Source organism: Roseobacter sp. SK209-2-6, from assembly GCF_000169455.1.
In the GTDB taxonomy this organism is placed as follows: domain Bacteria; phylum Pseudomonadota; class Alphaproteobacteria; order Rhodobacterales; family Rhodobacteraceae; genus Pseudophaeobacter.
This window is the reverse complement of the sequence record NZ_AAYC01000002.1, coordinates 214,488-240,980: the sequence shown is the minus strand read 5'-3', so window position 1 is coordinate 240,980 and position 26,493 is coordinate 214,488. Positions and strand designations below refer to the sequence as shown.

The 26,493-nt window shown below is 54.9% G+C and carries 23 protein-coding genes; 16 read left to right on the top strand and 7 right to left on the bottom strand.

Annotation, left to right across the window (positions count from 1 at the left end; all coding sequences use genetic code 11):
- Positions 1-14: 14 nt before the first annotated feature.
- The 4 genes from RSK20926_RS04280 to RSK20926_RS04265 all read left to right on the top strand — a co-directional run bounded on the left by RSK20926_RS04280 (position 15) and on the right by RSK20926_RS04265 (position 3,485).
- Complete coding sequence (locus RSK20926_RS04280) at positions 15-815, top strand: DUF4198 domain-containing protein (protein ID WP_232281844.1); 801 nt, start codon at positions 15-17, stop codon at positions 813-815.
- Positions 816-862: 47 nt separating this feature from the next.
- On the top strand, positions 863-1,783 hold the full coding sequence (locus RSK20926_RS04275) for a PfkB family carbohydrate kinase (RefSeq protein WP_008204650.1): 921 nt from the start codon (positions 863-865) through the stop codon (positions 1,781-1,783).
- Positions 1,780-2,694: a pseudouridine-5'-phosphate glycosidase gene (locus RSK20926_RS04270; RefSeq protein ID WP_008204648.1), complete on the top strand. Its 915-nt coding sequence runs from the start codon at positions 1,780-1,782 to the stop codon at positions 2,692-2,694. The genes RSK20926_RS04275 and RSK20926_RS04270 overlap by 4 nt, the downstream gene beginning before the upstream one ends.
- Before the next feature lie 80 nt (positions 2,695-2,774).
- Positions 2,775-3,485 carry a DUF502 domain-containing protein gene (locus RSK20926_RS04265; RefSeq protein ID WP_037253730.1) on the top strand — a complete coding sequence of 237 codons (711 nt, stop codon included), beginning with the start codon at positions 2,775-2,777 and terminating at the stop codon, positions 3,483-3,485.
- A 69-nt stretch (positions 3,486-3,554) separates the two neighbouring features.
- Here the strand turns inward: RSK20926_RS04265 and RSK20926_RS04260 are convergent, their stop codons facing one another.
- The gene (locus RSK20926_RS04260) at positions 3,555-4,328 is read right to left on the bottom strand and encodes a 3-hydroxybutyrate dehydrogenase (protein ID WP_037253728.1); all 774 of its coding nucleotides are present in this window, start codon (positions 4,326-4,328) and stop codon (positions 3,555-3,557) included.
- A gap of 370 nt (positions 4,329-4,698) precedes the next feature.
- On the opposite strand from RSK20926_RS04260, the gene RSK20926_RS04255 reads away from it, so the two are divergent.
- From RSK20926_RS04255 to RSK20926_RS04240, 4 genes are all read left to right on the top strand, one after another.
- Complete coding sequence (locus RSK20926_RS04255; RefSeq protein WP_037253726.1) at positions 4,699-6,516, top strand: extracellular solute-binding protein; 1,818 nt, start codon at positions 4,699-4,701, stop codon at positions 6,514-6,516.
- Between the two features lie 108 nt (positions 6,517-6,624).
- Complete coding sequence (locus tag RSK20926_RS04250; RefSeq protein WP_037253902.1) at positions 6,625-7,485, top strand: arsenate reductase/protein-tyrosine-phosphatase family protein; 861 nt, start codon at positions 6,625-6,627, stop codon at positions 7,483-7,485.
- Positions 7,482-7,955, top strand: a complete 474-nt coding sequence (locus RSK20926_RS04245) for an arsenate reductase ArsC (RefSeq protein WP_008204643.1) — start codon at positions 7,482-7,484, stop codon at positions 7,953-7,955. Before RSK20926_RS04250 ends, RSK20926_RS04245 begins: the two co-directional genes overlap by 4 nt.
- Entirely contained in the window at positions 7,952-8,611 is a 660-nt protein-coding gene (locus tag RSK20926_RS04240; RefSeq protein WP_008204642.1) for an aquaporin, read from the top strand. The genes RSK20926_RS04245 and RSK20926_RS04240 overlap by 4 nt, the downstream gene beginning before the upstream one ends.
- A gap of 66 nt (positions 8,612-8,677) precedes the next feature.
- Here RSK20926_RS04240 and RSK20926_RS04235 read toward each other — a convergent pair whose 3' ends face one another.
- On the bottom strand, positions 8,678-9,301 hold the full coding sequence (locus tag RSK20926_RS04235; RefSeq protein ID WP_008204641.1) for a helix-turn-helix domain-containing protein: 624 nt from the start codon (positions 9,299-9,301) through the stop codon (positions 8,678-8,680).
- A 64-nt stretch (positions 9,302-9,365) separates the two neighbouring features.
- Here RSK20926_RS04235 and RSK20926_RS04230 point away from each other — a divergent pair, with 64 nt between their 5' ends.
- The 5 genes from RSK20926_RS04230 (at position 9,366) to RSK20926_RS04210 (ending at position 15,070) form a co-directional block, all read left to right on the top strand.
- Positions 9,366-10,874: a class I adenylate-forming enzyme family protein gene (locus RSK20926_RS04230; RefSeq protein ID WP_008204639.1), complete on the top strand. Its 1,509-nt coding sequence runs from the start codon at positions 9,366-9,368 to the stop codon at positions 10,872-10,874.
- A 4-nt stretch (positions 10,875-10,878) separates the two neighbouring features.
- Positions 10,879-11,538 (top strand): DsbA family oxidoreductase, encoded by a 660-nt coding sequence (locus RSK20926_RS04225; protein WP_008204637.1) that lies wholly within the window; start codon positions 10,879-10,881, stop codon positions 11,536-11,538.
- Positions 11,535-11,912, top strand: coding sequence for a potassium channel family protein (locus RSK20926_RS04220; RefSeq protein WP_008204636.1), 378 nt, complete (start codon positions 11,535-11,537; stop codon positions 11,910-11,912). The genes RSK20926_RS04225 and RSK20926_RS04220 overlap by 4 nt, the downstream gene beginning before the upstream one ends.
- Before the next feature lie 177 nt (positions 11,913-12,089).
- Complete coding sequence (locus RSK20926_RS04215) at positions 12,090-13,313, top strand: multidrug effflux MFS transporter (RefSeq protein WP_037253724.1); 1,224 nt, start codon at positions 12,090-12,092, stop codon at positions 13,311-13,313.
- An 83-nt stretch (positions 13,314-13,396) separates the two neighbouring features.
- Positions 13,397-15,070 (top strand): tetratricopeptide repeat protein, encoded by a 1,674-nt coding sequence (locus RSK20926_RS04210; RefSeq protein ID WP_008204633.1) that lies wholly within the window; start codon positions 13,397-13,399, stop codon positions 15,068-15,070.
- A gap of 43 nt (positions 15,071-15,113) precedes the next feature.
- Here the strand turns inward: RSK20926_RS04210 and mfd are convergent, their stop codons facing one another.
- Together mfd and RSK20926_RS04200 are read right to left on the bottom strand one after the other, a co-directional pair.
- Positions 15,114-18,590, bottom strand: coding sequence for a transcription-repair coupling factor (gene mfd / locus RSK20926_RS04205; protein WP_008204632.1), 3,477 nt, complete (start codon positions 18,588-18,590; stop codon positions 15,114-15,116).
- Between the two features lie 90 nt (positions 18,591-18,680).
- Positions 18,681-19,205: a hypothetical protein gene (locus tag RSK20926_RS04200; protein ID WP_008204631.1), complete on the bottom strand. Its 525-nt coding sequence runs from the start codon at positions 19,203-19,205 to the stop codon at positions 18,681-18,683.
- A gap of 221 nt (positions 19,206-19,426) precedes the next feature.
- On the opposite strand from RSK20926_RS04200, the gene hemB reads away from it, so the two are divergent.
- On the top strand, positions 19,427-20,425 hold the full coding sequence (gene hemB, locus RSK20926_RS04195) for a porphobilinogen synthase (RefSeq protein WP_008204629.1): 999 nt from the start codon (positions 19,427-19,429) through the stop codon (positions 20,423-20,425).
- A gap of 233 nt (positions 20,426-20,658) precedes the next feature.
- Positions 20,659-21,234 (top strand): YSC84-related protein, encoded by a 576-nt coding sequence (locus tag RSK20926_RS04190; RefSeq protein WP_008204628.1) that lies wholly within the window; start codon positions 20,659-20,661, stop codon positions 21,232-21,234.
- A gap of 139 nt (positions 21,235-21,373) precedes the next feature.
- Here RSK20926_RS04190 and RSK20926_RS04185 read toward each other — a convergent pair whose 3' ends face one another.
- A complete protein-coding gene (locus RSK20926_RS04185) occupies positions 21,374-22,246 on the bottom strand; it encodes an NAD(P)-dependent oxidoreductase (protein WP_008204627.1) in 873 nt (290 codons plus the stop codon).
- A gap of 113 nt (positions 22,247-22,359) precedes the next feature.
- Here RSK20926_RS04185 and RSK20926_RS04180 point away from each other — a divergent pair, with 113 nt between their 5' ends.
- On the top strand, positions 22,360-24,834 hold the full coding sequence (locus RSK20926_RS04180) for a penicillin acylase family protein (RefSeq protein ID WP_008204626.1): 2,475 nt from the start codon (positions 22,360-22,362) through the stop codon (positions 24,832-24,834).
- A gap of 93 nt (positions 24,835-24,927) precedes the next feature.
- On the opposite strand, the gene hflX is transcribed toward RSK20926_RS04180, so the two are convergent.
- Entirely contained in the window at positions 24,928-26,199 is a 1,272-nt protein-coding gene (gene hflX, locus RSK20926_RS04175) for a GTPase HflX (RefSeq protein WP_008204625.1), read from the bottom strand.
- Positions 26,199-26,438, bottom strand: coding sequence for an RNA chaperone Hfq (gene hfq / locus RSK20926_RS04170; protein WP_008204623.1), 240 nt, complete (start codon positions 26,436-26,438; stop codon positions 26,199-26,201). The genes hflX and hfq overlap by 1 nt, the downstream gene beginning before the upstream one ends.
- Positions 26,439-26,493: the final 55 nt, after the last annotated feature.

Below are 26,493 nucleotides of genomic sequence, written 5' to 3'. Positions count from 1 at the left end.
ACCTCCTCCGCCTCGTGTTTTCAAAAGCTTACGATGCAATTCTGGGTGCTACAATCTCTTTGATTGCATTTGGTGCCAATGCCCATGAGTTTTGGCTTGAACCGGTGAAATTTCAAGTCACAAAGAACGAGGTGATAGAGGTTGATCTGCGTAATGGTCAAATGTTCAAAGGCGCTAGATTGCCCTATTTTGATCACCGTATTTTGCGCTTTGAAACAGCAAATACTGCGGGCATGGTCCCCTATTCAGGACGCATGGGGGATCTGCCAGCTTTTTCGATGCAGGTTCCACAGCCTGGGTTGTTGACCCTAGTTCATGAAACGCAGCCAGATGAATTGACCTATGATACCTGGGAGGAGTTTGAGAGTTTTGCCCAGGAAAAAGACCTGAATGGCCTGCTCGCGCAGCATTTGCAGAGGGGATTGCCACGAACCGGGTTTCGCGAAAACTACAGTCGACATGCAAAACTCTTGCTTGCAGTGGGGCATGGCCTTGGTGCGGATAGGGCCCGCGGGATGGAGATCGAGCTAGTCGCACTTGAAAACCCCTATCAGATGCAAGGCAGCACCCTGCCCGTTTTGCTCTTACATCGAGGAGCGCCTCTGTCGGATGTTCAGGTCGAAGTCTATGAACGCAGCAGAGACAATGTGGTTGAACGCCACCTTTTGCGCACGGACACCCAAGGTCAAGTTCTGGTCGGTCTGACCCCAGAGCGGGACTATCTCCTGAATGCAGTCCTTATTCGGCCGGAAGAGCAATCAAACGGGGCGGTTTGGCGAAGCCTCTGGGCCTCACTGGTTTTTGCCCACCCCTAGCGGGCTTGCGACTTGCGGTACTTGAAAAACTAGGCAATAGAACCCTCATGACACTGGCAAGTTCTTCAGCTTCGACGCACCCGCAGGTGCTTTGTATTGGTTCGGTTCTTTGGGACATCATTGGCCGTTCGACTGTCGAGATGCGCCGAGGCTCAGACATGCCTGGACGTATCAGCAGATTGCCTGGTGGCGTTGCCATGAACATTGCGATGACACTGGCGCGCTTTGGTCTGGCACCCTCCCTGCTCAGCGCCGTTGGTCAGGACCCGGAAGGGCAAGAGCTGATTGCGGCCTGTGGCCATCTGGGCGTGGAGACCGATCTGATCTATCGCTCAGATGATTTACCAACAGATCGCTATATGGCGGTTGAGGGGGCAAATGGCCTGATCGCTGCAATTGCTGATGCCCATTCTCTGGAAGCCGCCGGCGACAAGATCCTTCGCCCGCTCCTGGATGGTAGCCTAGGTTCAGCCGAAACCCCCTATGAAGGGGCTGTGGCCTTGGACGGCAACCTGACGCTTTCGCTGCTGGCTGAGATTGCCTGCAACCCCGCATTTGCCCTTGCCGATCTGCGCATTGCGCCTGCTTCGCCTGGCAAAGCGGAGCGTCTGCGCCCCTTTTTGACCCATAGCCGTGGCACGCTCTATGTGAACCTCGAAGAGGCCGGGATCCTGTGTCAGGACAGTTTCACAGATAGCGAAACCGCTGCCCTTGCCCTTTTGGATCGTGGCGCCGCCCGCGTTCTGGTGACGGACGGGGGAAGTTCCGCCAGTGAGGCCCAGGCTGGCACAAGAACCGTGATAACCGAAATTCCGCCCCGTGTGACCGTCGCCCGTGTCACCGGAGCGGGTGATACCTTTATGGCGGCACATATCGCCGCTGAATCCCGCGGCGATGACCGCAAAACCGCCCTTTGCGCCGCATTGCAAGCCGCTGCGACCTATGTTTCAGGAGAACCCCCGCTGTGATCGAAATCCGCTATTCAACAGAGGTAGCCGCCGCCAAAGCGGAAGGCCGTGCAATTGTGGCGCTGGAAAGCACCATCATCACTCACGGCATGCCCTATCCTCAGAATGTTGAAGTTGCAGCACAAGTTGAGCAGGATATCCGCGATGCAGGCGCAACGCCGGCTACAATTGCGGTAATCAATGGCGTTCTCCATGCGGGTTTGGAAGCCGATCAATTGCAGGCTTTAGGTCAAGCCAAAGAGGTCGCGAAGGTTTCCCGCGCGGATATGCCGGTCTGTATCGCTATGGGTAAAACCGGTGCGACAACTGTTGCTGCGACCATGATCGCCGCCAAGCTGGCCGGAATTCATGTCTTCGCAACCGGAGGAATTGGCGGCGTTCATAAAGGCGCGGAAGACAATTTCGACATTTCAGCTGATCTGATGGAGCTGGCGCAGACCCCGGTGACCGTTGTTGCCGCCGGTGCAAAGGCCATTCTGGACCTGCCCAAAACCCTGGAAGTTCTGGAGACACAGGGGGTTCCGGTTATTGCCTATCGCCAGGACAGTTTCCCAGCTTTCTGGTCCGCCCAATCAGAGCTGAGCGCACCGCTACGCGCTGAAACTGCGGCAGAGATTGCGCGTTCACATCTGACACGCGGGGCTATGGGACTTCCTGGCGGACAATTGATTGCAAACCCAATCCCCGCAGAGGCCGAAATCAAAGCGGAGGTTCTGGCCCCCGTGATTGAAGAAGCCCAGACCGAAGCAGATGCCCAGGGTGTTACAGGCAAGGCCGTCACCCCTTTCCTACTTCAGCGCATTTTTGAATTGACCAATGGTCGGTCTTTGGAAGCAAACATCGCTCTGGTGCGCAACAATGCACGGCTTGCCTCTGAAATTGCCAAGGAGTTGGTCAATTTGAAGAGCTAAGCCGCTTTTCTGGGAACTCCCCATTGCTCAGCCTTAGCTGAATGCCTAGCTACAGCGTAACCGAACCATGAATGCGCCCCATGACAACACCATTTGACGAAGATACCCCTCGCCATCGCCCAGGCCTCTTTGCACGGCTTCGCTCCTCCTTTTTCACAGGGATCGTTGTTATTGCCCCGGTTGGACTGACGATCTGGCTTTTGTGGACCGTGATGGGTTGGATTGACGGCGTGGTATTGCCATTGGTGCCGCATACGTTTTTGCCCGAACAATATATTGGCATCAATCTGCGCGGTGTTGGGCTCATTATCTTTTTGTTCTTCACCATCGTGGTGGGTTGGATTGCCAAGGGGATTATAGGCCGCTCACTCATCAGTTTTGCCGAAGGTCTGGTAGAACGCATGCCCGTGGTGCGCACGGTCTATTCTGGCATCAAACAGATTTCGGAAACCGTATTTGCACAAAGCGAGCGGAGTTTTGAAAAAGCCTGTCTGATCCAATATCCGCGCCGGGGCATCTGGGCGATCGGCTTTATCTCGACCACGGCAAAGGGTGAAGTATCCGAACGAGCTGAGACCGGTGGGCAATTGATGAGTGTCTTTGTCCCCACAACTCCAAACCCGACTTCGGGCTTTTTGCTGTTCTTTCCAAAAGAAGACGTGATCGAACTGGATATGAGTGTTGAGGATGCCGCCAAGCTGGTTATCTCCGCCGGGCTAGTCTATCCGAACCCAAAGGACCCATCGCAGCCCACCGGAGCAGAGACGCGCCCCTCTGAGACTGAAGACTAACCAAACAAGAAAAGGGAGCGCGCGCGCTCCCTTCTCTACATCCCAATGGGTATAGGTACTGCTTATAACTTATAGCGCAGTCCAACCCCCATCAACGCTGAGCGTGGTTCCGGTAATTTGCGCTGCCGCGTCAGAGCAGAAAAAGACCGTTGATCCACCCAGCTGTTCAACTGTTGCAAATTCTCTGGAGGGCTGACGTTCCAGCATGACCTTTTTGATCACATCCTCCCGACTCATCTGGTATTTTTCCATCGTATCGGGGATTTGCGCCTCAACCAGGGGCGTCAAAACATAGCCCGGGCATATAGCATTGCAGGTGATTGCTTCCTCGGCCGTCTCCAGTGCAGTGGTTTTGGTTAGCCCCACAACCCCATGTTTTGCAGCAACATATGCTGATTTAAAGGGCGAAGCCGTCAAACCATGTGCTGAGGCGATGTTGATAATCCTCCCCCAACCAGCGGCCTTCATTTTGGGCAGAGCAGCTGCGGTCGTGTGAAAGGCTGAACTCAGATTGATCGCGATAATCGCGTCCCATTTCTCTTCTGGAAAATCCTCAAGCGGCGCAACATGCTGGATGCCTGCGTTGTTCACCAGGATGTCGCACTGGCCGGATTTTTCAATCAAGGCTCTGCATTCGTTACCTTTGGACATATCCGCTTGAATATAGCGAACCTCGACCTGGAACTCATTGCTGATAGCCTCAGCTAGCGCGTGGTCCTCTTCCCTATCAGTAAAGGAATTCAGAACAACATTCGCGCCGGCTCTGGCCAATTCCCTTGCGATCCCCAGACCAATGCCGGAATTTGACCCGGTAACAACCGCTTGTTTGCCTCCAAGTGTCATCTCTCTTGACTCCATGTTTGCTCTTGTTCAAAGGGATCATGACATGCTGCAGTCGCAAAATAAACGCGTAGGACTACGGAGTTTCGGAGACTATTCAGAACTTCTCTGAGGCTAGTCGCGCCAAGCCTTCAAACCTAAAGGTAGTACTGCTCTTAGACGCCAAGATTTGGATTGGACACAAAAAAACGCCCGCGCGAAGCGGGCGTTGAGTTATTGAGGCAGGTTTCATACAGGCAAGAAACCTATCGAGCAGTGACTCCTTTATAAGCAATTTCCCTCCAGCATCCAAGCTAAAAGTTTGAAATGACGAAATTGAATTTGAATGGTAGTAGGAGCATGAAAATAAGGGCTATATGAGATTGTTGCCAAAGTGAGACCAATTTTTTTCCAATCCCACAGCTGTGCAGCAGCCTTGATCCCCCTTCTGGCGAGCAGTCATTTTGCACTGGCAGAATCATCCCATGGCATAGCTATGTATGGCAGCCCTGCTCTACCACATGATTTTGTGTCACTCCCCTATGCGAACCCGGATGCGCCACAGGGTGGACGGGTCGTTTTTGGCAACACAGGCGGCTTCGACAGCCTCAACCCCTTCTCTTCCAAAGGCACTGCTCCTTGGCAGATGCGGTTTTGGGGATATGAAAGTTTGCTGGGACGCTCATGGGACGAACCTTTCACTCTTTACGGGCTCTTGGCCGAATCAGTTGAAGTTCCTGAAGACCGCTCTTGGGTCGAATTTACCCTGCGCGAGGAGGCCAAATTCTCCGATGGCAGCCCCGTCACTGTTGAGGATGTAATCTGGTCCTACGAAACCCTGGGAACCCAGGGACACCTGCGCTATCGGAGCTTCTGGAACAAAATAGCCAAGATTGAGCAAACCGGGCCAAGGAGCTTGCGGATTTCCTTCAATGTAGAGGACCGAGAGCTCGCCTTGATCGCTGGTTTGCGCCCGGTTCTGAAAAAAGCCCAGTGGGAGGGAAAAGAATTCGCCAGTTCTTCCCTCGGCGAAATACCTATCGGCACTGGCGCATATATTATCGAAGATTTCGATGCCGGCCGTTTTGTTACCTTTAGAAAAAACCCCGACTATTGGGGAATGGATCTTCCTTTTAGAAATGGAACGCAAAATTTAAGTGAAATTCGCATTGATTTTTTTGGAGACCAAACGGTCTTATTTGAGGCCTTCAAAGCTGGAGAGCTGACAAGCTATCGGGAATTCAACGCGGACAAATGGGAAAGCGCCTATGGTTTTCCCGCTGTGCTGCAGGGCAACATCGTCAAAAGTGAGATCCCTCACCAGCGCCCTACCGGGATTACCGGTCTGGCAATGAATACGCGGCGTGTTCCTCTTGATGATTGGCGCGTGCGTGAAGCGCTGCTGCTTGCTTTCAACTTTGAATACATCAATGAGACAATAACAGGCGGGGTGCAGCCCCGTATTACCAGCTATTTCTCCAACTCTACCCTTGGAATGCATCCAGGAGCGGCTCAGAGCCGCGTTAAGACCCTTCTCGAGCCTTTTGCAGACGTACTCTTACCCGGCACAATAGAAGGCTACGAGCTGCCACAGAGCGATGGGACAAAGCGCAATCGCAAAAACCTGCGAAAAGCGGCAGCTCTTTTGCAAGAGGCTGGCTGGAACGTTGTGGATGGGAAGCTCACCAACGCCGATGGGAAACCTCTGGAACTCACCGCCTTGCTACGCCAGGGCGATAGTGAAATGTCCTCCATTTGCGATATCTACGCGAATGCACTGGCGCGACTGGGCATTTCTCTAAAGGTCGAAACCGTTGATAATGCTCAATATGTCCAGCGCCAAAATGGGTTTGACTTCGACCTGACGAGGGTGCGACGCGACCTCTCTCTCAGCCCAGGCAATGAGCAAAGACTTTACTGGGGATCTGACAGTGCGGCACAAACGGGCAGCCGGAACATCATGGGAGTTACCTCTCCCGCGATAGATTCAATGATTGAGGAAATGCTGAAGGCCAAAACTCCCGAGGAGTTCAACTCAGCCGTCCGAGCCCTGGATCGCGTTTTGACCGCGGGTCGCTATGTGATCCCAATCTGGTCCTTTGGGAATGCGCGTATCGCGCATGTATCTCAGCTGAAATACCCTGAAAAAACACCTCTCTACGGCGACAGGACAGAGTTTATGCCTCAGGTTTGGTGGTACCAGGAAGACTAGCCCAACACTGGCGCGCTCTTGGATTTCACCCATCGCTCGCCAAAATCGCGCCCTTTGGTCGGCTATAATCTCTTGACGCATGCAATCTATTTCCATATTTCCCGAATTATGGAAATAGATTGCATCACTCAGCTATCCGCCCTTGCCCATGAAAACCGTCTGGCGATTTTTCGGCTCCTGGTACGTCGCTATCCCGATGCCGTCCCAGCTGGTGAGATCGCAACCGCTCTGAACTACAAAGCCAATACCTCTTCGGCCTATCTTTCCTCCCTCATGAAGGCGGGGCTCATCACCCAGAGCCGCAGAGGAAATTCGCTCCTCTATATGGCTAATCTTGATGGGTTGAGAGGGATGTTTCGCTCTCTCTTGACGGATTGCTGCAACAATCGACCCGATGTTTGCCTGACGCCGGAAATTGGAGATGCCCCGAAACCCTCCCCCCACTCGCCGCTTAAGGTTCTCTTTGTCTGCACGGCCAATTCCGCGCGTTCCGTTATGGCAGAGGCGCTTCTGAACGACCTAGGACAGGGAAGCTTTCAGGCCTACTCAGCCGGCACGACCCCCGGGGAAGGCCCGGATCCTGCGGTTCTAAACCTTCTGAGCGCACGGGGACATGACACATCGCGGCTTTCGTCCAAATCGCTTGCGGATTTCAACACTGGCACCGCAACACAAATGGATTTTACTTTCACCGTTTGCAACAACGCTGCGAACGAAGAATGCCCAGCTTGGCCAGGGCAGCCCATAAGCGCCCACTGGGGGATGGAGGACCCGCTAAAGGCCGCAGGAAACGAAGCAGAAAAGCAACTAGCCCTACAACAGGCCTATGGGATCCTAAAGCAACGGATCCAAGCTTTTATCGCCCTCCCCTATAGCACATTGGACCGGATTTCGCTGCAGCAGCAATCGGACAGCATCGGAACCATCGAAACTATCGCAAGATCACCGGATCAAAGGACCCTCTCATGAACATCCTCGTGCTGTGCACAGGCAATTCCGCCCGCTCCATTCTGTTGGAGCATCTCTTGAACAAACTCGGCGCGGGAAAAATCACTGCCTATTCTGCCGGCTCTCAGCCCACGGGCAAGGTGCACCCGCAGTCTTTAACCCTGTTGAATGAAAAGGGCTACGACACCAGTGCCGCGCGCTCCAAAAGCTGGGATGAATTTTCTGCAGATGGCGCACCGGAAATGGATCTGGTGGTTACAGTTTGCGCCTCGGCCGCTGGTGAAACCTGCCCAATTTGGCCAGGCGCCCCCCTTCGTGCCCATTGGGGAATTGAAGACCCGGCAAGTGCTTCAGAATCTGACTGGCAAGAGGCCTTTGAAACGGCCTATGAGAAGCTGTCTCGCAAGGCAAAGGCCTTTGTCGCCCTCCCCAAGGACCTCTCCCAGCTTGAGCTGCAAGAGGAACTCCAGAACATCGGGGCCTTGTCATGAACGCACGACGGCTAGCAGCAGAGTTTTTGGGAACAGGCTTTTTGCTGATCGGTGTTGTGGGCTCTGGCATCATGGCCCAAAGCCTGTCCGGTGGAAATATCGCCCTCGCCCTTTTGGCCAACGCTATTGCAACCGGCTGTATGCTCTATGCGATCATCACCACTCTGGGTCCGCTGTCCGGTGCACATTTCAACCCTGCGGTCACCCTGGCCTTTGCTCTAAGAGGCGAACACGACTGGCGTGAAGTGCCAGGCTATGTACTGGTACAGATTGCAGGTGGCATTCTTGGTGTTTGGGCCTGTCACATCATGTTTGATTTGCCCCTCTTGCAGTCCTCCCAAACCATGCATCGCACCAGTTTGGCGCAGTGGTTCTCTGAGATCGTTGCAACCTTTGGGCTGCTCTTTGTCATCTTCGGAGGGTTGCGTAGCAAACCCGATACCGTACCGGCGCTGGTTGGCCTCTATATTACTGGGGCCTATTGGTTCACCTCATCGACCAGTTTCGCGAACCCCGCTGTTACCATTGCGCGCGGTTTTAGTGACACCTTTGCGGGTATTTACCCCGGCCATATCCTCGGCTTTATCGCCATGCAGCTGATTGGCGTTGTCTTAGGGCATTTCGTGTTACGCTGGCTATTTGCCAAAGAGGCCTAAAACGATGAAACGCCCTGGCCAGAAAACCAGGGCGTTTCCAATTCCTGTCTTGGTCGTCTCACGCGATCAGGTCAGCGACGTCACCCAAAGAATAGTGGCATCTTCCGGGCTGACCGAAATCACATTATGCCCCATCGCGGCATCATAGTAGGCGCTATCGCCTCTGCGCATCTCTACCGGCTCGTAGAATTCCGTGAACAGCTTGACCACTCCGGTCAAGACATAAAGGAACTCTTCGCCATCGTGGCGGACCCAGCCATCGAACTCATCCATGGAGCGCGCACGAACGCGTGCCCGATAGGGCAGCATCTGCTTGCGCCGCAATCCATCCGCCAAAAGCTCATGCTCATAAGTAGCCGTTGCCTGGGCGGATCCCTCGTTCAACTTGGTTACGGTCATGCGGCCATTGACCTGGCCGCGCTGCGGCGGGGTAAAGAGCTGCGGAACCGAGATTTGCAATCCGATCGCCAATTTCTTTAGCGCGTCATAGGTTGGCGACATCTGCCCGTTTTCAATCTTGGACAGGGTTGAACGCGCCAAGCCTGCCTGATTTGCTGCATGCTCCAGGGTCCAGTCCCGCGCCTTGCGCAGTTCCCGAACGCGCGCCCCAAGGTCCAGGGGTTCCGTTTCGCCCTCTTCGCCATTGGCACGGGCGATGGTAATTAGGGATTTGGGGTCGCTTCTTTTCATGACATTTCTATATGACGCTCGGTGCCAGCTTGCAACGGAGCATGTGACAAGCTAGCCAAAGCTTATGCTTTCTCTATTTGATCATGGGCCTTTTGCCCCCTGTCCAGCCCCTTTCAATCTGGCTGACTATGTGCTGGCCAAGGCATGCAACCAACCGGACAAACCCGCCCTGGAGGTCCTTGGCCACAAAGATAGCACTGTCTGGACTTTTGGCCAGCTAGAGGCAGCGGTACGCGGCACCGGCACCGGTCTGTTGCAGGCGGGTTTGAAACCCGGTGACCTTCTCTTGATGCGCCTAGGCAATACGGTCGAATTTCCCATTGCCTATCTCGGTGCCATCGCTGCGGGACTGGTCCCGATCCCGACCTCACCACAACTGACAGAGTTTGAGACCGCGAAGATCATCGATGACCTGCAGCCAGCAGCGGTCTTGCGAGATCCAGCAGTTGCTTGTGCAGAGCACGCGAAAACGTTCCATTTGGATGCGCTTCAGGCCATGCAGTCCCTGCCCCCTTGCGCCTATGACCTGGGTGATCCAGAGCGTCTGGCCTATGCAGTCTTCACCTCTGGCACCAGCGGCAAGGCCCGTGCGGTTGGACACGCACACCGTGCCATCTGGGCGCGACAAATGATGTTTTCCGGCTGGTATGGTCTCACACCCGATGATCGTCTCTTACATGCCGGGGCCTTCAACTGGACCTTTACCTTAGGCACCGGTTTGATGGACCCTTGGAGTATCGGCGCAACTGCCTTGATCCCTGCAGAAGGAACAGAACTCTCCGATCTACCCCAGTTGCTAAGAAAGCATCGAGCCAGCCTTTTTGCTGCGGCACCTGGAGTTTACCGGAGGATTTTAAAGTCGAAGCACAGGTTTGACCTGCCCGATCTGCGTCATGGGCTCTGCGCCGGAGAGAAACTCTCCGATCACCTGCATGAGGCCTGGAAACAGGCCAGCGGAACAGAGTTGTACGAAGCCTATGGCATGTCGGAATGCTCCACCTTCATATCAAGCTGTCCCGGCGCAGCAGCGAGAGGGAAATCACTGGGCCGACCGCAGGAAGGGCGCAGAATTGCAATTCTGCGCGACGGCGCCCCCGCTCCGATGGGTGAGGAAGGCACAATTGCCATCCACAAGAGCGACCCTGGCCTTATGCTTGGATACCTGAACGCGCCGGAAGACACCCTCTCCCGCATGCGAGGGGATTGGTTTTTGACCGGGGATCAAGGGGTTATGCATGATAATGGGGAAATCTCCTACCTTGGTCGAGATGATGACATGATGAATGCCGGGGGTTTCCGGGTCTCTCCGATAGAGGTGGAAACTGCTCTCTCCGCCCATCCTGCGATCTCGCAGGTTGGCTGCGCAGCGGTCGAGGTCAAAGAAGACACCTATATCATCGTTGCCTTTTTCTCCTCTCCCGAAACCGTGAACATACCAGAGCTACAGGCTTTTGCCTCTTCGCGATTAGCAGGGTACAAGCAGCCCCGCGCCTTTGTGCAACTCGAAAGCCTGCCAACGGGCGCCAATGGCAAACTTCTGCGCCGCGCGCTGCCTGCTCTTTTCAAAGGATAGTCCAATGACCGCCGTGAAACTCGATATCCTCTCTGATCCAATTTGCCCCTGGTGCTATATTGGCAAGACTCATTTGGACAAGGCACTGGCAGAAATGCCAGACCATCCCTTTGTCATCGAATGGCATCCCTTTCAGCTGAACCCCGATATGCCGCGAGAGGGCATGGATCGGCGCGAGTACCTGGAGAACAAATTCGGCGGCAAGGAAGGCGCGGTCAAAGCCTACGCGCCTGTTGTGGAACATGCGGCCAAAGCAGGGATTTCGATTGACTTTGAAGGTATGCAGCGGACCCCGAATACCCTGGATGCGCATCGTTTGATCCACTGGGCAGGTATTGAAGGCAAGCAAGAGGCAGCAGTAACAGCCTTGTTTGAAGCCTATTTCACCCATGCCCGCGATATAGGGGATCACCAAGTGCTGGTTGAAATCGCTTCCGAAATTGGAATGGATGCGGAAGTCACCCGTCAGCTGTTGTCCGGTGAGAATGATGTCGAGGAAATTCGCAATCGCGACGCCCATTCGCGCAAAATGGGGGTAAACTCTGTACCGACCCAGATCATTGCCAACCAACATGCGGTCCCCGGGGCGCAACCTCCGGAACTCTGGCTGCAGGTGATAAAAGACATCCAATCCCAGCTTGAAAACAAGAAGGAGGAAACGTGAGACCACTACGCCGCGCTACCATTTTTCTGAGTCTGCTGATCATCCTGGTCAGCAGCACGGTCTTCTTTCACCTGGTAGAAGGCTGGAGTTGGGTCGATTCCTATTTCTTTACCGTGGTGACTATTTCAACCGTTGGCTATGGCAACCTGGTCCCGGCAACCGAGATCGGGAAAATCGCAACCACCATTCTTATTTTCAGCGGACTTGGCATTTTTGCCATCGCCATACGTGAATTTGCCCAGCTTCAAATGCAAAAACGCGAAAAACAAACGGATTGGCTGATTGCGCACCTTGGAATTCCCCCCGAGGATGCAGATGCTGAAGAGGTTGCAAATCAAGATGATCAGCCTCATGAATCCCGCCACAAGACCTAGCTAACCCCCACTTAAACCTCAACATTTTACTACACAAAGCAATCATGCACATACCCCTGTGCGTCATCGCCAATGGTTGAAACCCCCGAGTGGTGATAGCGCAAAAGGAACCCAAAGCCTGTCCCAGCCCTTCGGCTGAACAAGGCTGTGGTTTCACCCATTTCTTGAGTGCCCCAAATGTCAGAAAACGCGACCCCCAGCATGTCCAAAGCGGAGTTCATCGCATTGATTGCGATGATGTTTGCCACGATTGCCTTTTCAATCGACGCGATGCTGCCTGCCCTTCCTGAAATCGGTGAGGAACTCAGCCCCAGCGATATCAACCGAGCGCAGCTCATCCTGACCAGTTTTGTTTTGGGTATGGGGGTCGGAACCTTCTTTACGGGTCCGCTCTCGGATGCTTTTGGTCGAAAGCCTGTCATCTATGCAGGCGCGACGCTCTATATCATTTCCTCCACCGTGGCCTGGTTTGCATCATCATTGGAATTGGTCTTGATCTCTCGTGTTCTCATGGGGATCGGCGCCGCAGGACCCAGAGTTGTGGCCCTGGCAATAGTGCGCGATCTGTATTCAGGGCGCGAAATGGCGCGGCTTATGTCGATCGCCATGATGATCTTTACTCTGGTCCCCGCCTTTGCTCCCATGCTGGGCGCGGGCATCATTGCCCTTGCGGGCTGGCGCGGAATCTTTGCCGCCTTTGTACTCTTTGCAATCATCGTGGTGAGCTGGATGGGCTTGCGCCTGCCGGAACCCCTGGCAAAGGAAAACCGCCGCCCCTTCCGCCTCCCGCTCCTGCTGGCCTCGGTGGGAGAAATGTTCGCGCACCCAACTGTACGCCTCTCGATCTGCGTGCAGACCCTGTGCATGGGCATGCTGTTTACCACGCTCACAATGGTGCAGCCGATCTACGATGTCATTTTTGACCGCGCTGAGAGCTTTCCCTTTTGGTTCGGGTTTATCGCACTGGTCTCTGGCAGTGCCAGTTTGCTGAATGCTGCCCTGGTGGTCCGCGTCGGCATGCGCAGAATGGTGACATGGTCCCTGGCCGCTCAGATCTTTTTCTCGGGCTCCATGCTGGTTCTGGAGAATATGACCCTCTCGCTGAACATGGCATTTGCACTCTTCGTGTTCTGGCAAACCACGATTTTCTTTATCGCGGGAACTACCCTGGGAAATCTGAACGCCATGGCGATGGAACCCATGGGCCATATCGCAGGTATGGCCGCCTCTGTCATTGGCGCTATTGCAACGGTGCTTGCCGCCGTCATCGCTGCCCCAATCGGTCTGCTGTTTGACGGATCCCTTCTACCGGTGACCCTGGGGGTTCTGACCATGTCCTGCGCGGGTCTCCTCCTCATGTTGCACATGGCAAAGGTAGAGGCGCGCCTGCCAGCGGAATGACAACGCGCGGTCATTTTGATCGCACCTTGCCAGTGAGGAGCTGCCCTCCTACGCTTTCACAGGTTTTGCGTCGGGAATTTGACATGCGTGATTATTATGATCTGGGCGATTATACATGGCCCATCACAACAACCGCCCCAGAAGCTCAGCTTTGGTTCGATCGTGGTCTTATCTGGACCTATGCCTTCAACCATGCTGAGGCAATCCAGTGCTTTTACAAAGCCTTGGAACATGACCCTCATTGCGCCATGGCCCATTGGGGGGTCTCATATGCCTCCGGTCCCAACTACAATATGCCCTGGGAGCTATATGACGAAGCCGGCCGTCAGGCGGCCTTGGAAACCGCATATGATTTCTGCCGCAAAGCAAATGCCTGTAGCAAAACCTGCAGCCAACCTGAAAAGCTCTTGATCGAAGCTTTGAAGGACCGCTACCCCCAGCGGGACCTATCCGACAATATGGCGGATTGGGACCGGGCCTTTGCTGAAACCATGCGTCAAGCCTACAACAGCTGTCCTGATCAACTTGATATTTGCAGTCTATTCGCAGAAAGCCTGCTGACATTGACCCCCTGGCAGATGTGGGATCTAAAAACCGGCGAACCGGCAAAGGGCGCAGCCACTGTGGAGGCTCAAGAGCTGCTGGAGCAGGCAATGGCCCAGCTACCCGGTGCGATGCGGCACCCAGGACTGCTGCATTTCTACATTCACCTTATGGAGATGTCACCGACCCCGGAAAAAGCCCTGAAGGCCGGCGATGTGTTGCGCCGCCTGGTTCCTGATGCCGGCCATTTGGTTCATATGCCTACCCATATCGATGTGCTCTGTGGCAATTACCACGACGTTGTCCTGTGGAACGAAGTGGCCGTCACTGCGGATCTAAAGTACTATGAACAAGAAGGCGCGTTTAACATCTACACGGGCTATCGTCAGCATGACTATCACTTCGTCATCTATGGCGCTCTTTTCCTTGGACAAATCGAGCCCGCTTTGCGTGCGAACCAGGGGCTTTGGGACACCACCCCCGAGGCAATGCTACGGATCGAAAGCCCGCCCATGGCGGACTATTTTGAATCCTTTATGTCTCTGCATCCGCATATTCTGATCCGGTTTGGTAGATGGCAGGAAGCAAGCGAACTGGAGTTGCCCGAGGATCAAGACCTCTATCGAACTTTGACAGCAAGCACGCATTATGCACGGGCAATCGGCCACGCCGCCCTGGGCCGCGTGGCAGAGGCCGAGGCAGAAGAAAGCCTTTTCCTATTGGCCAAAGCAAAGGTTCCAGAAAGCCGTCTGATGCACAACAACAAGGTTGTGGATCTTCTTGAAATTGCATCGGAAATGCTGCGGGGTGAGATTGAGTATCGAAAAGGAAATTTCGATATCGCCTATGGGCATTTACGCCGCTCAGTCGCCCTTGATGACGACCTCCCCTATGATGAGCCATGGGGGTGGATGCAGCCGACGCGTCACGCACTGGGTGCGCTCCTGCTGGAGCAGGGACATGTGGAAGAGGCAGAAGCGGTCTATCGGGAGGATCTTGGCCTTGGTGGATCCCTCCCGCGTGCTGCTATCCACCCGGATAACGTCTGGAGCCTGAAGGGTCTGCATGATTGCCTGTTAGCGCGAGGTGAAGAGATAGAAATTCACCATATCAAACAAAAGCTGGATCAGGCCCAGGCCCGTTCTGATGGGGTATTTGCCAGTTGCGGATGCGCCCAGGCCGCGATGGAGCAACAGAATGCCTGCTGCTCCTAAGGCTGGGCTAAATCCAACGGTTTTCCAAAGCCAGGGGCAGTGCTTACGAAGCCTTGCTTTTAGCTTTTTTCTTTTCTGCCACCACCTTTTCGGCAAGATCGCGCGCAATGGCAAATGCGCCTTTGATCTTGTCGCTGTCCTTCTTCCAGTCGCGGCGCACGACAATCTTGTTGTCTTTCACCTTGGCCAGCCCATTCTGACCCTCAATAAACTCGACCAATCCCTGCGGTGAGGCAAACTTGTCATTGTGGAATTGAATGGTAGCCCCCTTTGGGCCTCCGTCCATTTTGGCAATACCTGCACGTTTGCACATGCCCTTGATCCGCACCACCAACATGAGAGTGTTGACCTCTTTTGGCAGTTTACCAAATCTATCAATCAGTTCGGCGGCAAAGCCCTCCAGCTCAACCTTGGTCGAAAGCGAGGAAAGTCGGCGATACAAACCCAGGCGGACATCCAGATCCGGCACATAGTTTTCCGGGATCAGAACCGGCACGCCCAGATTGATCTGAGGCGCCCATTGCTCATCCGCATCCGAGAGCCCTTCTAATTCGCCAGCCTTGATCTTGGCAATCGCCTCTTCCAGCATGGATTGGTACAACTCATAGCCGACATCACGCATCTGACCAGATTGCTCTTCACCCAGCAGGTTGCCGGCTCCCCTGATATCAAGGTCTTGCGAGGCTAAGGTAAAGCCGGCCCCCAGCGTATCCAGCGAGCCAAGGACCCGCAGGCGCTTTTCGGCGGTCTGGGTCAAACGCTGGCGCGGTTTGGTCGTCAGATAGGCATAGGCACGGGTTTTGGACCGTCCCACCCTGCCCCTGATCTGATAAAGCTGCGCCAGACCAAACATATCGGCACGATGCACAACCATGGTATTAGCGGTCGGAATATCCAATCCGCTTTCAACAATCGTTGTGGCTAGCAACACATCGAATTTGCCATCGTAGAAGGCATTCATTCGGTCATCCAACTCGCCGGCCGCCATCTGACCCGTTGCCACCACATAGCGAAGCTCCGGCAGCTGGGTTTTCAAGAATTCTTCGATTTCGGGCAGATCTGAGATCCGCGGCACCACATAAAAGCTCTGCCCTCCGCGATAATGCTCACGCAGCAACGCCTCGCGGATTGTTACAGCATCAAACTCGCTGACATAGGTTCTAATCGCCAACCGATCCACCGGAGGCGTGCCAATGATGGAAAGATCCCGCACCCCAGTCAGAGAAAGCTGCAGCGTGCGCGGGATCGGGGTTGCTGTCAGCGTCAGCACATGAATGTCGCTGCGCAGTTGTTTCAGACGTTCTTTATGCGCCACACCAAAGTGCTGCTCTTCATCGATGATCAGCAGGCCAAGATTCTGGAACCTGATGTTTTTCGCCAGGAGCGCATGGGTGCCGACCACAATATCAATGGTCCCTTTGGCCAATCCTTCACGTGTTTTGGATGCATCTTTTGCAGAAACAAAGCGCGACAACTGCCTAACTTCCAACGGAAACCCGCGAAACCGCTCCGCAAACCCTGCCGCGTGTTGCCGGGCTAAAAGCGTGGTGGGCGCAACGATGGCAACCTGCAAGCCGGACATTGCCGCAACAAATGCTGCACGCATTGCAACCTCGGTTTTGCCAAAGCCCACATCTCCACAGATCAAGCGATCCATCGGTTGACCGGAATGCAGATCTTCCATCACATCTTCGATGGCGCGCAGCTGATCCTCCGTTTCCTGATAGGGGAAACGCGCTGAAAACTCCTCCCAGGCATGTGGAGGAGGATCCATGACGGGAGCCTTGCGCAGGGCCCGCTCAGCCGCAATGCGGATGAGACGATCTGCCATTTCCCGGATCCGCTCCTTGAGCTTGGCCTTCTTGGCCTGCCAGGCTCCGCCACCCAGGCGATCCAATAGGCCTTCGTCATGCCCGTATTTGGACAGAAGCTCGATATTTTCAACAGGAAGGTAGAGTTTTGAGTCTTCGGCATATTCCAGTAGAATACACTCATGCGCAGCACCCGCAGCTGTCACCACTTCCAACCCCCTGTAGCGGCCGATCCCATGGTCCACATGCACAACCAGATCACCCGGTGAAAGAGATTGTGTCTCGGTCAGGAAGTTCTCGGCCTTGCGCCGTTTCTTCGGCGCGCGGATCAGCCGGTCCCCCAGCACATCCTGTTCGGAAATGACGGTCAGATCCGCTGTCTGAAACCCATGCTCCAAAGCCCAGACGGCCAGATGCAAACCAGATTTTCCAATGCTGCCCCCATCGCGAAGATGAATGACCTCTGCAAGGCCTTCATCCTCAATCAGACCAGAGAGCCGTTCCCGCGCACCCTCTGAATAAGAAGCGACAACAACCGGCCCCTCCTGCAGGCGCGCTTTAATATGGGAAGCTAAGGCGCCAAAAAGGCTTATATTTTCCTGCTGTCTTTCAGGGGAGAAGTTTCGCCCGATACGTCCGCCCGCATCTACGACCCCTGGTCCCGAAGCCTGCGCGAGAGGATGGAATTGTATAACCCGATGCCGCGCCGTGGCTTCTTTCCAGGCCATGTCATCCATATACAGCCCGCCGGGTGGCGCGGGCTTATAGACGCTGTCCATGCGTCCCTTTTGAGACATCGCATGTTTGCGGGTTTCATATTGATCCTGAATGCTATCCCAACGCGCAAGTCGAGCAGGCGTCGATTGGTCATCCAGAGTGATTGTCGCATCAGGCAAATAATCAAATAGCGTTTCCAGGGTCTCGTGGAAAAAGGGTAGCCAATGCTCAATGCCCTGGTGTTTTCGCCCCGCACTTACGGCTTCATACAGGGGATCATCAGTTCCGGCTGCGCCAAACTCGATACGATAATTCTGCCGAAACCGCGTGATTGCAGCCTCATCTAGAATTACCTCAGAAACCGGAGCCAGCTCAACCAGGTCCAGCTTTTCCGTCGTGCGCTGAGACACAGGATCAAAACGCCGGGCGCCGTCCAGGATATCACCAAAGAAATCCAATCGCACCGGTCCACTTTCTCCTGGGGGGAAGATATCGATGATCCCGCCACGGATTGCATAATCACCGGCTTCCATAACCGTCGGAGACTGCACAAAACCCATACGAACCAGGAACTTACGCAGTGCTTCTTCGTCAACGCGTTGATCTACCCTGGCGCGAAATGCAGCCTCCTTCAGGATGGATCGCGCCGGTACGCGCTGGCTGGCACCGTTTAGCGTCGTCAGAAGGACAAACTGCTTTGGCATTTGATGTACCAAAGCGGCCAGGGTCGCCATGCGCGCAGCAGAAACATCTGCATTTGGCGAAACCCGGTCATAGGGCAGACAATCCCAGCCGGGAAAAACCAAGATCGGCAGGTCTGGCGCAAAAAAGCTGAGCGCCGCGCGCATGGCTTCCATCCGCTTATCGTCACGGGCGATATGCAACACCGGCTGTTTCGATGTCTCAAGCTCTTTCAAGATCAGGCGCGCGTCATACCCTTCCGGTGCGCCGCCCATTGTGATCGAGCCCTGCGTGATCGAACCCTGCGCCATTCTGCGCTCCTCTTTGAACTTGAGATCTCTATCCCGCTCTTTCTAAGCCCGAATGAGGGGAAGGCAAGGGATCCGTCCCCCTGCTCTTTCTCAGCCTAGTGCACCAATGCTGAGGTTTTGAAACATGCCCCAAAGCGCCGTAACGAAAATGAAAACAACGCCAAGAACTTGAATGATCGTGCGGCAGTACAGGATCAGAGAACAAAGTTCTTCAAAGCCATAGTCCCTTTCAGCTGCGCGATAGGCGGCAAATAGATTGACCAGCCGAACAAGCGCAAAAGGGAACATTAGCAAAAAGACCGCCTGCGCGAATTCGACCCCAAGAACAAAACCCAGAGTGGCCAGTGCCGACAAGACAAAACAGCTTCCTGCCAGCAGCCAGACCCCGGCAGATTGGCTAACATAGATCATCCGGTTGATATGAATCCGCGCCAGATCTTGCAGATCCGAAGCATGTTGCCCGCCACGCCGCCGCGCCCTCAGAACCATGTCATGCGGCACGCCGAGGATACGATGGCTAAGGCCTGACCAGAGTGCGGCCAGAGCAATCCAAAACCAAAGATTTGAGAAGGAACGAAACTCGATCAGTTCCGAAAGTGTTTGGAGCAAATCCAAAAAAGTCAGCCTTGTCTGTGCGTTTCCGTCAATACATAATCCGGTCGGCCATTGGAGAGCAGCCTTGGATTATTCCCCTATATCCTCCGAGAGCCGGTTCAAGACAAGCCCCAGTCTATACCTTTGACTTTGCACCCGATCAAAACGCGGCGAATGTGCCACTTGCCTGGCTTGCAAATCCATGCCACCCACTTGGCAGAACAACAACGGATGAGCCAGGCATGAGACCAACCGTAGCCCCCTTTCCCGCAGCGCGCCTGCGCCGCACCCGTGTTAGCCCGGCGATCCGGGGTATGGTACGTGAAAACAACCTGACCGCAGAGGATCTGATCTGGCCAGTTTTTGTTCGAGATGGTGAAGGGATCGAAGAACCCATTGCCTCGATGCCAGGCGTGTACCGTCGTTCTGTCGATTTGATTTCTAAAGCAGCGGTTGAGGCCGAAGCCCTGGGAATTCCCGCGATTTGCATCTTTCCCTATACGGATAGCTCTTTGAAAACAGAGGATTGCGCCGAGGCCTGGAGCCCCGATAATCTGAGCAACCGCGCCATTCGCGCTATCAAGGAAGCCGCCCCCAATATCGCGGTCATGACCGACGTTGCCTTGGATCCATATAACATCAATGGCCATGACGGCTATGTTGAGAATGGCGAAATCGTCAACGATCGCACGGTTGAAGCATTGGTCAAAATGACTCTGGCACAGGCAGAGTCCGGCGCGGATATTATTGGCCCTTCTGATATGATGGATGGCCGGATAGGGGCGATGCGACAGGCATTGGAGGCCGCTGGTTACCACAATGTTTGCATCATGTCCTATTCGGCGAAATATGCCTCTGGCTTTTATGGTCCTTTTCGCGATGCCGTCGGCGCTTCTGGTGCGCTACAGGGCGATAAAAAGACCTATCAAATGGATCCGGGCAACAGCAACGAGGCAATGCGCCTGATCGAGCGGGATCTGCAAGAAGGCGCCGATATGGTCATGGTCAAGCCCGGCCTTGCCTATTTGGATATCTGCTATCGCACCAAATCCACTTTTGGCGCGCCAACTTTTGCCTATCAGGTCTCCGGTGAATACGCGATGATCAAGGCTGCTGCGCAAAATGGCTGGATCGATGGGGAAAAGGTCATGCTCGAGAGCTTATTGGCCTTTAAGCGCGCCGGTTGTGACGGGATTCTCAGCTATTTTGCACCAGAGGTTGCCCAAATACTGAATGGGTAACCCCATGCCCTGCCCATATATGGACAGGGCCTGAACCTGTACAAAATTGAAATAAAATCGGGCGAGAAGCCGCCCATCACGGGTTGCTATGTGATGACAGTCCGTCGCAACGGCGGTATACTTGCCTTTAGGTTGGACAAACCAACCACTTGTTGAGAACTCCGCCCCATCTTCACGTCTTTGAAATCTAAGACCTCTGACAGATATGCGGGCCCAGGACAGGCAACTGAAAAATGAGCAGCACTCCCTCCAGCCGTATCTCGCGACGCGGTGTCACCCTTGGAATTCTGGCTGGCGTCACCACAACCGCCGCCTGCGGCAATGGTGTTGGCAGCAACAATGCCGCTGTCATCGATGCTCGCGTCGATGCCACACTGAGCCAAATGTATAATCTGTACCCCAACACCCGGACCCTCGCTGACAAGTCAACCGGCATGCTGGTTATGCCGCTTGTGACCGAGGCTGGCTTTGTCTTTGGTGGTGCCTATGGACGGGGTGCATTGCGTATCAATGACACCACCGTGGATTATTACTCTACTGTCAAAGGCAATGCAGGTCTTCAGATTGGCGCGCAACAATATGCTCATGTTCTCTTCTTCATGACGCAGGATGCGCTGTCCGGATTCCGCCGTTCTTCGGGCTGGGCCGCCGGCGCGGGTCTGGAATATGTGATCAAGGATGAAGGCAATTCCATTGCCACCGATACCAATACGCTGACTTCGCCAATTCTGGCCGCTGTGTTCGGGCAGGCAGGTTTCCGCATTGGAGCAACGTTGGAAGGCGCGAAATACACCCGTATTATCCCCTAAGCCTTTGCCTCGTTGTCGGTCGGCTAACTGGCTGGCTGGCAAATGCGCTTCAAGCCCCGAAATGTAACAAGGGCGGCCCCTCTTCTAACGCCGCCCTTTTCAGTTCTCGTTTCCTGAGCCTGTTTCCCTTGTCAGGATCTTAGTCCAAGGCCTTCAAGCGCTTAAACAAAGAGGAGGTATCCCAGCGACCGCCTCCAAGCTTTTGCACATCTTTGTAGAATTGGTCGACAAGTGCAGTAACGGGTAGGCTGGCCCCAGTTTCGTCCGCAGCCGAGAGGCAGATCCCAAGGTCCTTGCGCATCCAATCCACGGCAAAGCCATGATCAAAATGGTCAACCAACATGGTTTCATGGCGGTTGGCCATCTGCCAACTTCCGGCAGCCCCTTGGCTGATCACTTCGACCACAGCACGACCATCCAGCCCGGCCTTTTCGGCAAAATGCAGGGCTTCGCTCAACCCTTGGACCAACCCGGCGATTGCGATCTGGTTGCACATCTTTGTCAGCTGCCCTGCCCCGCTTTCGCCAATGCGGCGACAAATCTTGGCATAGGCTGCAATGACAGGTTCCACACGGAGATAGGCGTCTTCTGCGCCCCCGCACATCACGGATAAAACACCATTTTCTGCGCCGGCCTGACCACCAGAAATCGGCGCATCCACAAAGGCGATACCTGCTTGTGCCGCTGCGGCATGCAACTCTCTTGTCACTTTCTCGGAAACCGTCGTGTGATCGACAAAGACGCTCCCCTTGGCCATTCCTGCGAATGCTCCATCCGGCCCCAGACAGACGGAGCGCAGATCATCATCATTGCCAACACAGGCCATGACAAATTCAGCGCCTTCGGCAGCTTCGCGCGGGGTCGGGGCGGAACGCCCCTCATGCGCCTTTGCCCAGGCCTCTGCCTTGGCCTGTGTCCGGTTGAAAACACAGACCTCATGGCCTGCAGACTTCAAATGTCCTGCCATGGGATAGCCCATGACACCTAGTCCTAGAAATGCGGTTTTTGCCATTCGCTTTTCCCCTGTTCGTGCTTGCTCTATGTTGGCGCCACAGTATCACTGGCGCAGGCCTGTGCAATCTCACATGGCGAATTCCGCAAAGAAAACAGGAAACTCAAACGCATATGGCACTTCTTTTCCGCTGGCTGTTTCGCTTCGCAGCTGCTTTGATTCTTCTGGTTCTGCTGGCTTCGGGCCTGACCTATTACCTGGCCTCACGGTCGCTGCCGGAATACGAGAAAGAAGTCGCCTTGCCCGGCCTTTCTGCGCCGCTGGAAATTGTGCGTGACAATGCCAATGTACCCCACATCTTTGGCAGCTTTGGGGCCAGTGATGAGGATGTCTATTATGGGCTCGGCTATGCCCATGCTCAGGACCGGTTGTGGCAAATGGCGATCATGCGTCGCACCGCACAGGGCCGCCTGTCCGAGGTTTTTGGCGCGCGCACGGCAGAAACGGATGCCTTTCTGCGTCGGTTGGACATCTATCGCCTGGCACAGGAATCGGTTGCGGCACAAAGCCCGGAGACACAGCAGGCCCTGAAAGCCTATTCCGCAGGTGTAAACGCCCGTCTCCTGGAGGTAAACGAAGAGGCACTGGGGCGTGGCGCGCCAGAGATGTTCCTCTTCAATATGCCAATTGCCCCTTGGCAACCTGCCGATAGCATTGCCCTGATGAAGCTCATGGCTTTGAAGCTTTCGGACCAGTTCAAGAATGAAATCCTGCGCGCAAGGGTTTCCTTGGCGCTGGAAGATGCCAAAAAGTTGCAGGACATCCTGCCTGACGCACCGGGTAAGGGCACTACAGCTCTGCCCGAATATGCCAGTCTGATCGAGGGTTTGCCATCATATGCTAACGCGAACCCCGCACCGGGTCAGGATTTGATGCCTGTTGCCGCACGTGGCTTGGCCGGTGCTTCAAATGCCTGGGCCGCTTCTGCTTCTCGCTCTGCGACCGGTGGGACCTTGCTGGCAAATGACCCCCATCTGGATCTGACAGCACCGGGGTTTTGGTATCTGGCGCGGATGGAGCTGGCGACCGGAGGCGTGATTGGCGGAACCATACCCGGCATCCCAGCGATCCTGACCGGTCGTTCAAACCAACTTGGGTGGGGCATCACCTCTTCCTATTTGGACGATCAGGATCTGTTCATTGAAAAACTGAACCCCGACAACCCGGAAGAATACCTTAGCCCTGATGGCTACAGGGGATTCACCACCCGCCCCTCTATCATCAATATCAAAGGCTCGCCCCCGGTCACGCTCAAACTCCGATGGACAGAGAATGGCCCGGTGCTGCCAAGCAATCTCTTTGATCTCGAGACGATTACCCCTCCCGGGCATGTGGTTAGCCTGGCGTGGAATGCGCTTCGCTCCGACGACACTTCTATGACTGCGGCTATTGCCCTCATGCGTAGCCAATCCGTTGCAGAGGCCATCACAGCGGGCGAATTGTTCATGGCTCCCTCGCAGAATCTGACACTGGCCGACAAGAACAGTATCGGGTTCAAAACCGTTGGCGCCTTCCCGGCGCGCGATGCCAAACATCAAAGTCAGGGGCGCATGCCCTCGCAGGGGTGGCGAAGAGAAAACCGCTGGCAAGGGCGTGCGCCCTATGCAGCCAATCCAGAGTTTATCAACCCAAGAGGCGGAATTCTGGGCAATACCAACAATAAGACTGTTGAACGGCCATTTCCAAACCATGTGACCTTTTCTTGGGGTGATACACAACGCATCAATCGCTGGCGTCGCCTGATGCAAAGCCGTGAGGTTCACACAAGGGACAGCTTTATCGAAGCGCAGCTTGATACGGTCTCCTATACGGCCCGTTCGCTCTTACCCCTGATTGGGGCTGACCTCTGGTTTACGGGTGCGGCTGCCGAAGACGGGACCCGCGAAAGGCAGAGGCAGATCGCGCTTTCGCTCTTGTCGGAATGGAACGGGGAAATGAACGAGCATCTGCCCGAGCCGCTGATCTATTCCGCTTGGCTACGCGCCTTGCAAACGCGCCTGATCTCGGATGAGCTCGGCCCCCTCGTCGCAGAATTCCTGCACCCTGATCCGGTCTTTCTGGAGCGTGTCTTCCGGGATATCAATGGCGCCTCTTCCTGGTGCGATGTTGCCCAGAGCGCGCCAAAGGAAAGCTGCACCGATATGTCCCGCCTTGCCCTGGATGATGCGATTGTTTGGATAGAAGAGCGCTATGGAGATGCGCTTGAATCCCTTCGCTGGGGCGATGCCCATCAAGCAACGCATGACCATGAGGTCCTTGGTGACGTCCCGCTCCTGCGCCTTTTTGTGAACATCCGCCAGTCCACCAGCGGTGGTGACAATACCCTACGTCGTGGGCTGACCTCTGGTGAGGGTCCAAATCCCTATCAGAATGTTCATGCCGCGGGCTATCGAGGGGTCTATGACTTCTCCGACCCGGACAGCTCCCTCTTCATCCAATCCACTGGCCAATCAGGGCATTTTCTGTCGCGCTCTTACGACGATATGGCACAGCTTTGGCGTCGTGGAGAATACGTCCCGATGTCTTTGGATGAAGAGCTGGCCCGCGCGGCGGCAGTGGGCGTTACGCTCATCACCCCGCGGAATTGAAAAGAAATGGCCAGCCTTCGCGGGAAGGCTGGCCAATAGTATGACGAACAGCAATTCAGCGCTAAGCGTTTCCGCGCAGCTTTTCGCTTACTTCTAAACAGATTGAAATTGCGCCTTTTGTTTTTCGGTCCAACGCACCGTCAGAACAAAACCTTCTTCGCCTTGCTCTTCCTCTGTCACAACGTCCTGCGCAAATAACCACGCGCGTTTGCGTCCGTCTGAGTAGGGAAGTGTGAATTGCTCCTCAAAGAGCACGCCCTGAAGCTTCGTCGCGATATCTTGCAAAAGCCCAGGCAAACCTTCACCTGTCAGCGCAGAGATCGCATGGACATCTTCCTCACGCTCTGCGCGTTCACGCCGCGCAATGGCTTCTTCTTCGCTCAGCTGATCCAGTTTGTTCCAGATCTCGATCTGTGCACGACTGTCATCAACACCCAAGGATTCCAGAATAGAGGCGACATCCTCGGCCTGTTTTGCGGTCTCATCATGACTGATGTCACGCACATGCAGAATTACATCTGCCGCCAAAACCTCTTCCAGCGTCGCCCGAAAGGCCGCAACCAGCTCAGTTGGCAGGTCCGAGATAAACCCAACCGTATCGGAGAGAATAATCTCTGGGCCATCCGGCAGCTCCACCCTGCGCATGGTGGGATCCAGTGTGGCAAAGAGCATATCCTTTGCCATGACCTCAGCCCCAGTCAAACGGTTGAACAAGGTTGATTTACCGGCATTGGTATAACCAACAAGAGCAACAATCGGATAGGGCACCTTGGCGCGGGCGGCGCGATGCAGGGTCCGTGTCTTGGCCACCTTTTCCAACTGCCTGCGCAACCGCACCAGCTGTTCGTCGATGGCGCGACGGTCCGCTTCAATCTGGGTTTCACCCGGGCCGCCAACAAAACCAAGCCCGCCGCGCTGACGCTCCAGGTGGGTCCAGGCCCGCACCAGTCGCGTCCGCTGATAGCTGAGCGCAGCCATCTCAACCTGTAGAACACCTTCACGCGTGCGCGCCCGATCCGAGAAAATCTCTAGGATGAGCCCGGTCCGATCCAGGATCTTAACTTTCCAGGCCTTTTCCAGGTTACGCTGCTGAACGGGGCTAACCGGCCCGTCGATCAGGACCAGCTCAATTTCTTCGGCCTTCAACTTGGTTGAAAGCTCTTCGATCTTACCGGAGCCAAACAGCATACCAGCATGCGCCTTTGGCAGCCGCACGACATTGGAACCGATCACATCCAGATCGGGTAAGGCCTCTGCCAATGCTACGCCTTCAGCCAATGCCGCCTCGGCATTGCGGCGGTCAAAATCGGATTTAATTTCCGGATGCAGCACCCAAGCACGGGTGCGGATCCTATCGTGCTCCATCAAGAGGCGTCTTCACCTTCATACAGGCTGATCGGCTGGGCCGGCATTATTGTCGAGATTGCGTGTTTATAGACCAGCTGCGACTGACCATCGCGGCGCAGCAACACGCAAAAATTATCGAACCAGGTAATGACACCCTGCAGTTTCACACCATTGATCAGAAAGATTGTAACTGGAACTTTGGTTTTGCGAACGTGGTTCAGGAAAGCATCCTGAAGATTCTGTCTGTCCGAAGCCATTTTTTGTTATCTCGCTTTTGTTCTTGCTACGCGCTGCGGACCAGCACGATCGATT

What these genes read in the sequence shown, in the direction of transcription:
- RSK20926_RS04275 (WP_008204650.1), top strand. Translation starts at nt 863, where the DNA reads ATGACACTGGCAAGTTCTTCAGCTTCGACGCACCCGCAGGTGCTTTGT.
- RSK20926_RS04265 (WP_037253730.1), top strand. Translation starts at nt 2,775, where the DNA reads ATGACAACACCATTTGACGAAGATACCCCTCGCCATCGCCCAGGCCTC.
- RSK20926_RS04260 (WP_037253728.1), bottom strand. Translation starts at nt 4,328, where the DNA reads ATGACACTTGGAGGCAAACAAGCGGTTGTTACCGGGTCAAATTCCGGC.
- RSK20926_RS04250 (WP_037253902.1), top strand. Translation starts at nt 6,625, where the DNA reads ATGGAAATAGATTGCATCACTCAGCTATCCGCCCTTGCCCATGAAAAC.
- RSK20926_RS04245 (WP_008204643.1), top strand. Translation starts at nt 7,482, where the DNA reads ATGAACATCCTCGTGCTGTGCACAGGCAATTCCGCCCGCTCCATTCTG.
- RSK20926_RS04240 (WP_008204642.1), top strand. Translation starts at nt 7,952, where the DNA reads ATGAACGCACGACGGCTAGCAGCAGAGTTTTTGGGAACAGGCTTTTTG.
- RSK20926_RS04235 (WP_008204641.1), bottom strand. Translation starts at nt 9,301, where the DNA reads ATGAAAAGAAGCGACCCCAAATCCCTAATTACCATCGCCCGTGCCAAT.
- RSK20926_RS04230 (WP_008204639.1), top strand. Translation starts at nt 9,366, where the DNA reads ATGCTTTCTCTATTTGATCATGGGCCTTTTGCCCCCTGTCCAGCCCCT.
- RSK20926_RS04225 (WP_008204637.1), top strand. Translation starts at nt 10,879, where the DNA reads ATGACCGCCGTGAAACTCGATATCCTCTCTGATCCAATTTGCCCCTGG.
- RSK20926_RS04215 (WP_037253724.1), top strand. Translation starts at nt 12,090, where the DNA reads ATGTCAGAAAACGCGACCCCCAGCATGTCCAAAGCGGAGTTCATCGCA.
- RSK20926_RS04210 (WP_008204633.1), top strand. Translation starts at nt 13,397, where the DNA reads ATGCGTGATTATTATGATCTGGGCGATTATACATGGCCCATCACAACA.
- mfd (WP_008204632.1), bottom strand. Translation starts at nt 18,590, where the DNA reads ATGGCGCAGGGTTCGATCACGCAGGGCTCGATCACAATGGGCGGCGCA.
- hemB (WP_008204629.1), top strand. Translation starts at nt 19,427, where the DNA reads ATGAGACCAACCGTAGCCCCCTTTCCCGCAGCGCGCCTGCGCCGCACC.
- RSK20926_RS04190 (WP_008204628.1), top strand. Translation starts at nt 20,659, where the DNA reads ATGAGCAGCACTCCCTCCAGCCGTATCTCGCGACGCGGTGTCACCCTT.
- RSK20926_RS04185 (WP_008204627.1), bottom strand. Translation starts at nt 22,246, where the DNA reads ATGGCAAAAACCGCATTTCTAGGACTAGGTGTCATGGGCTATCCCATG.
- RSK20926_RS04180 (WP_008204626.1), top strand. Translation starts at nt 22,360, where the DNA reads ATGGCACTTCTTTTCCGCTGGCTGTTTCGCTTCGCAGCTGCTTTGATT.
- hflX (WP_008204625.1), bottom strand. Translation starts at nt 26,199, where the DNA reads ATGGAGCACGATAGGATCCGCACCCGTGCTTGGGTGCTGCATCCGGAA.
- hfq (WP_008204623.1), bottom strand. Translation starts at nt 26,438, where the DNA reads ATGGCTTCGGACAGACAGAATCTTCAGGATGCTTTCCTGAACCACGTT.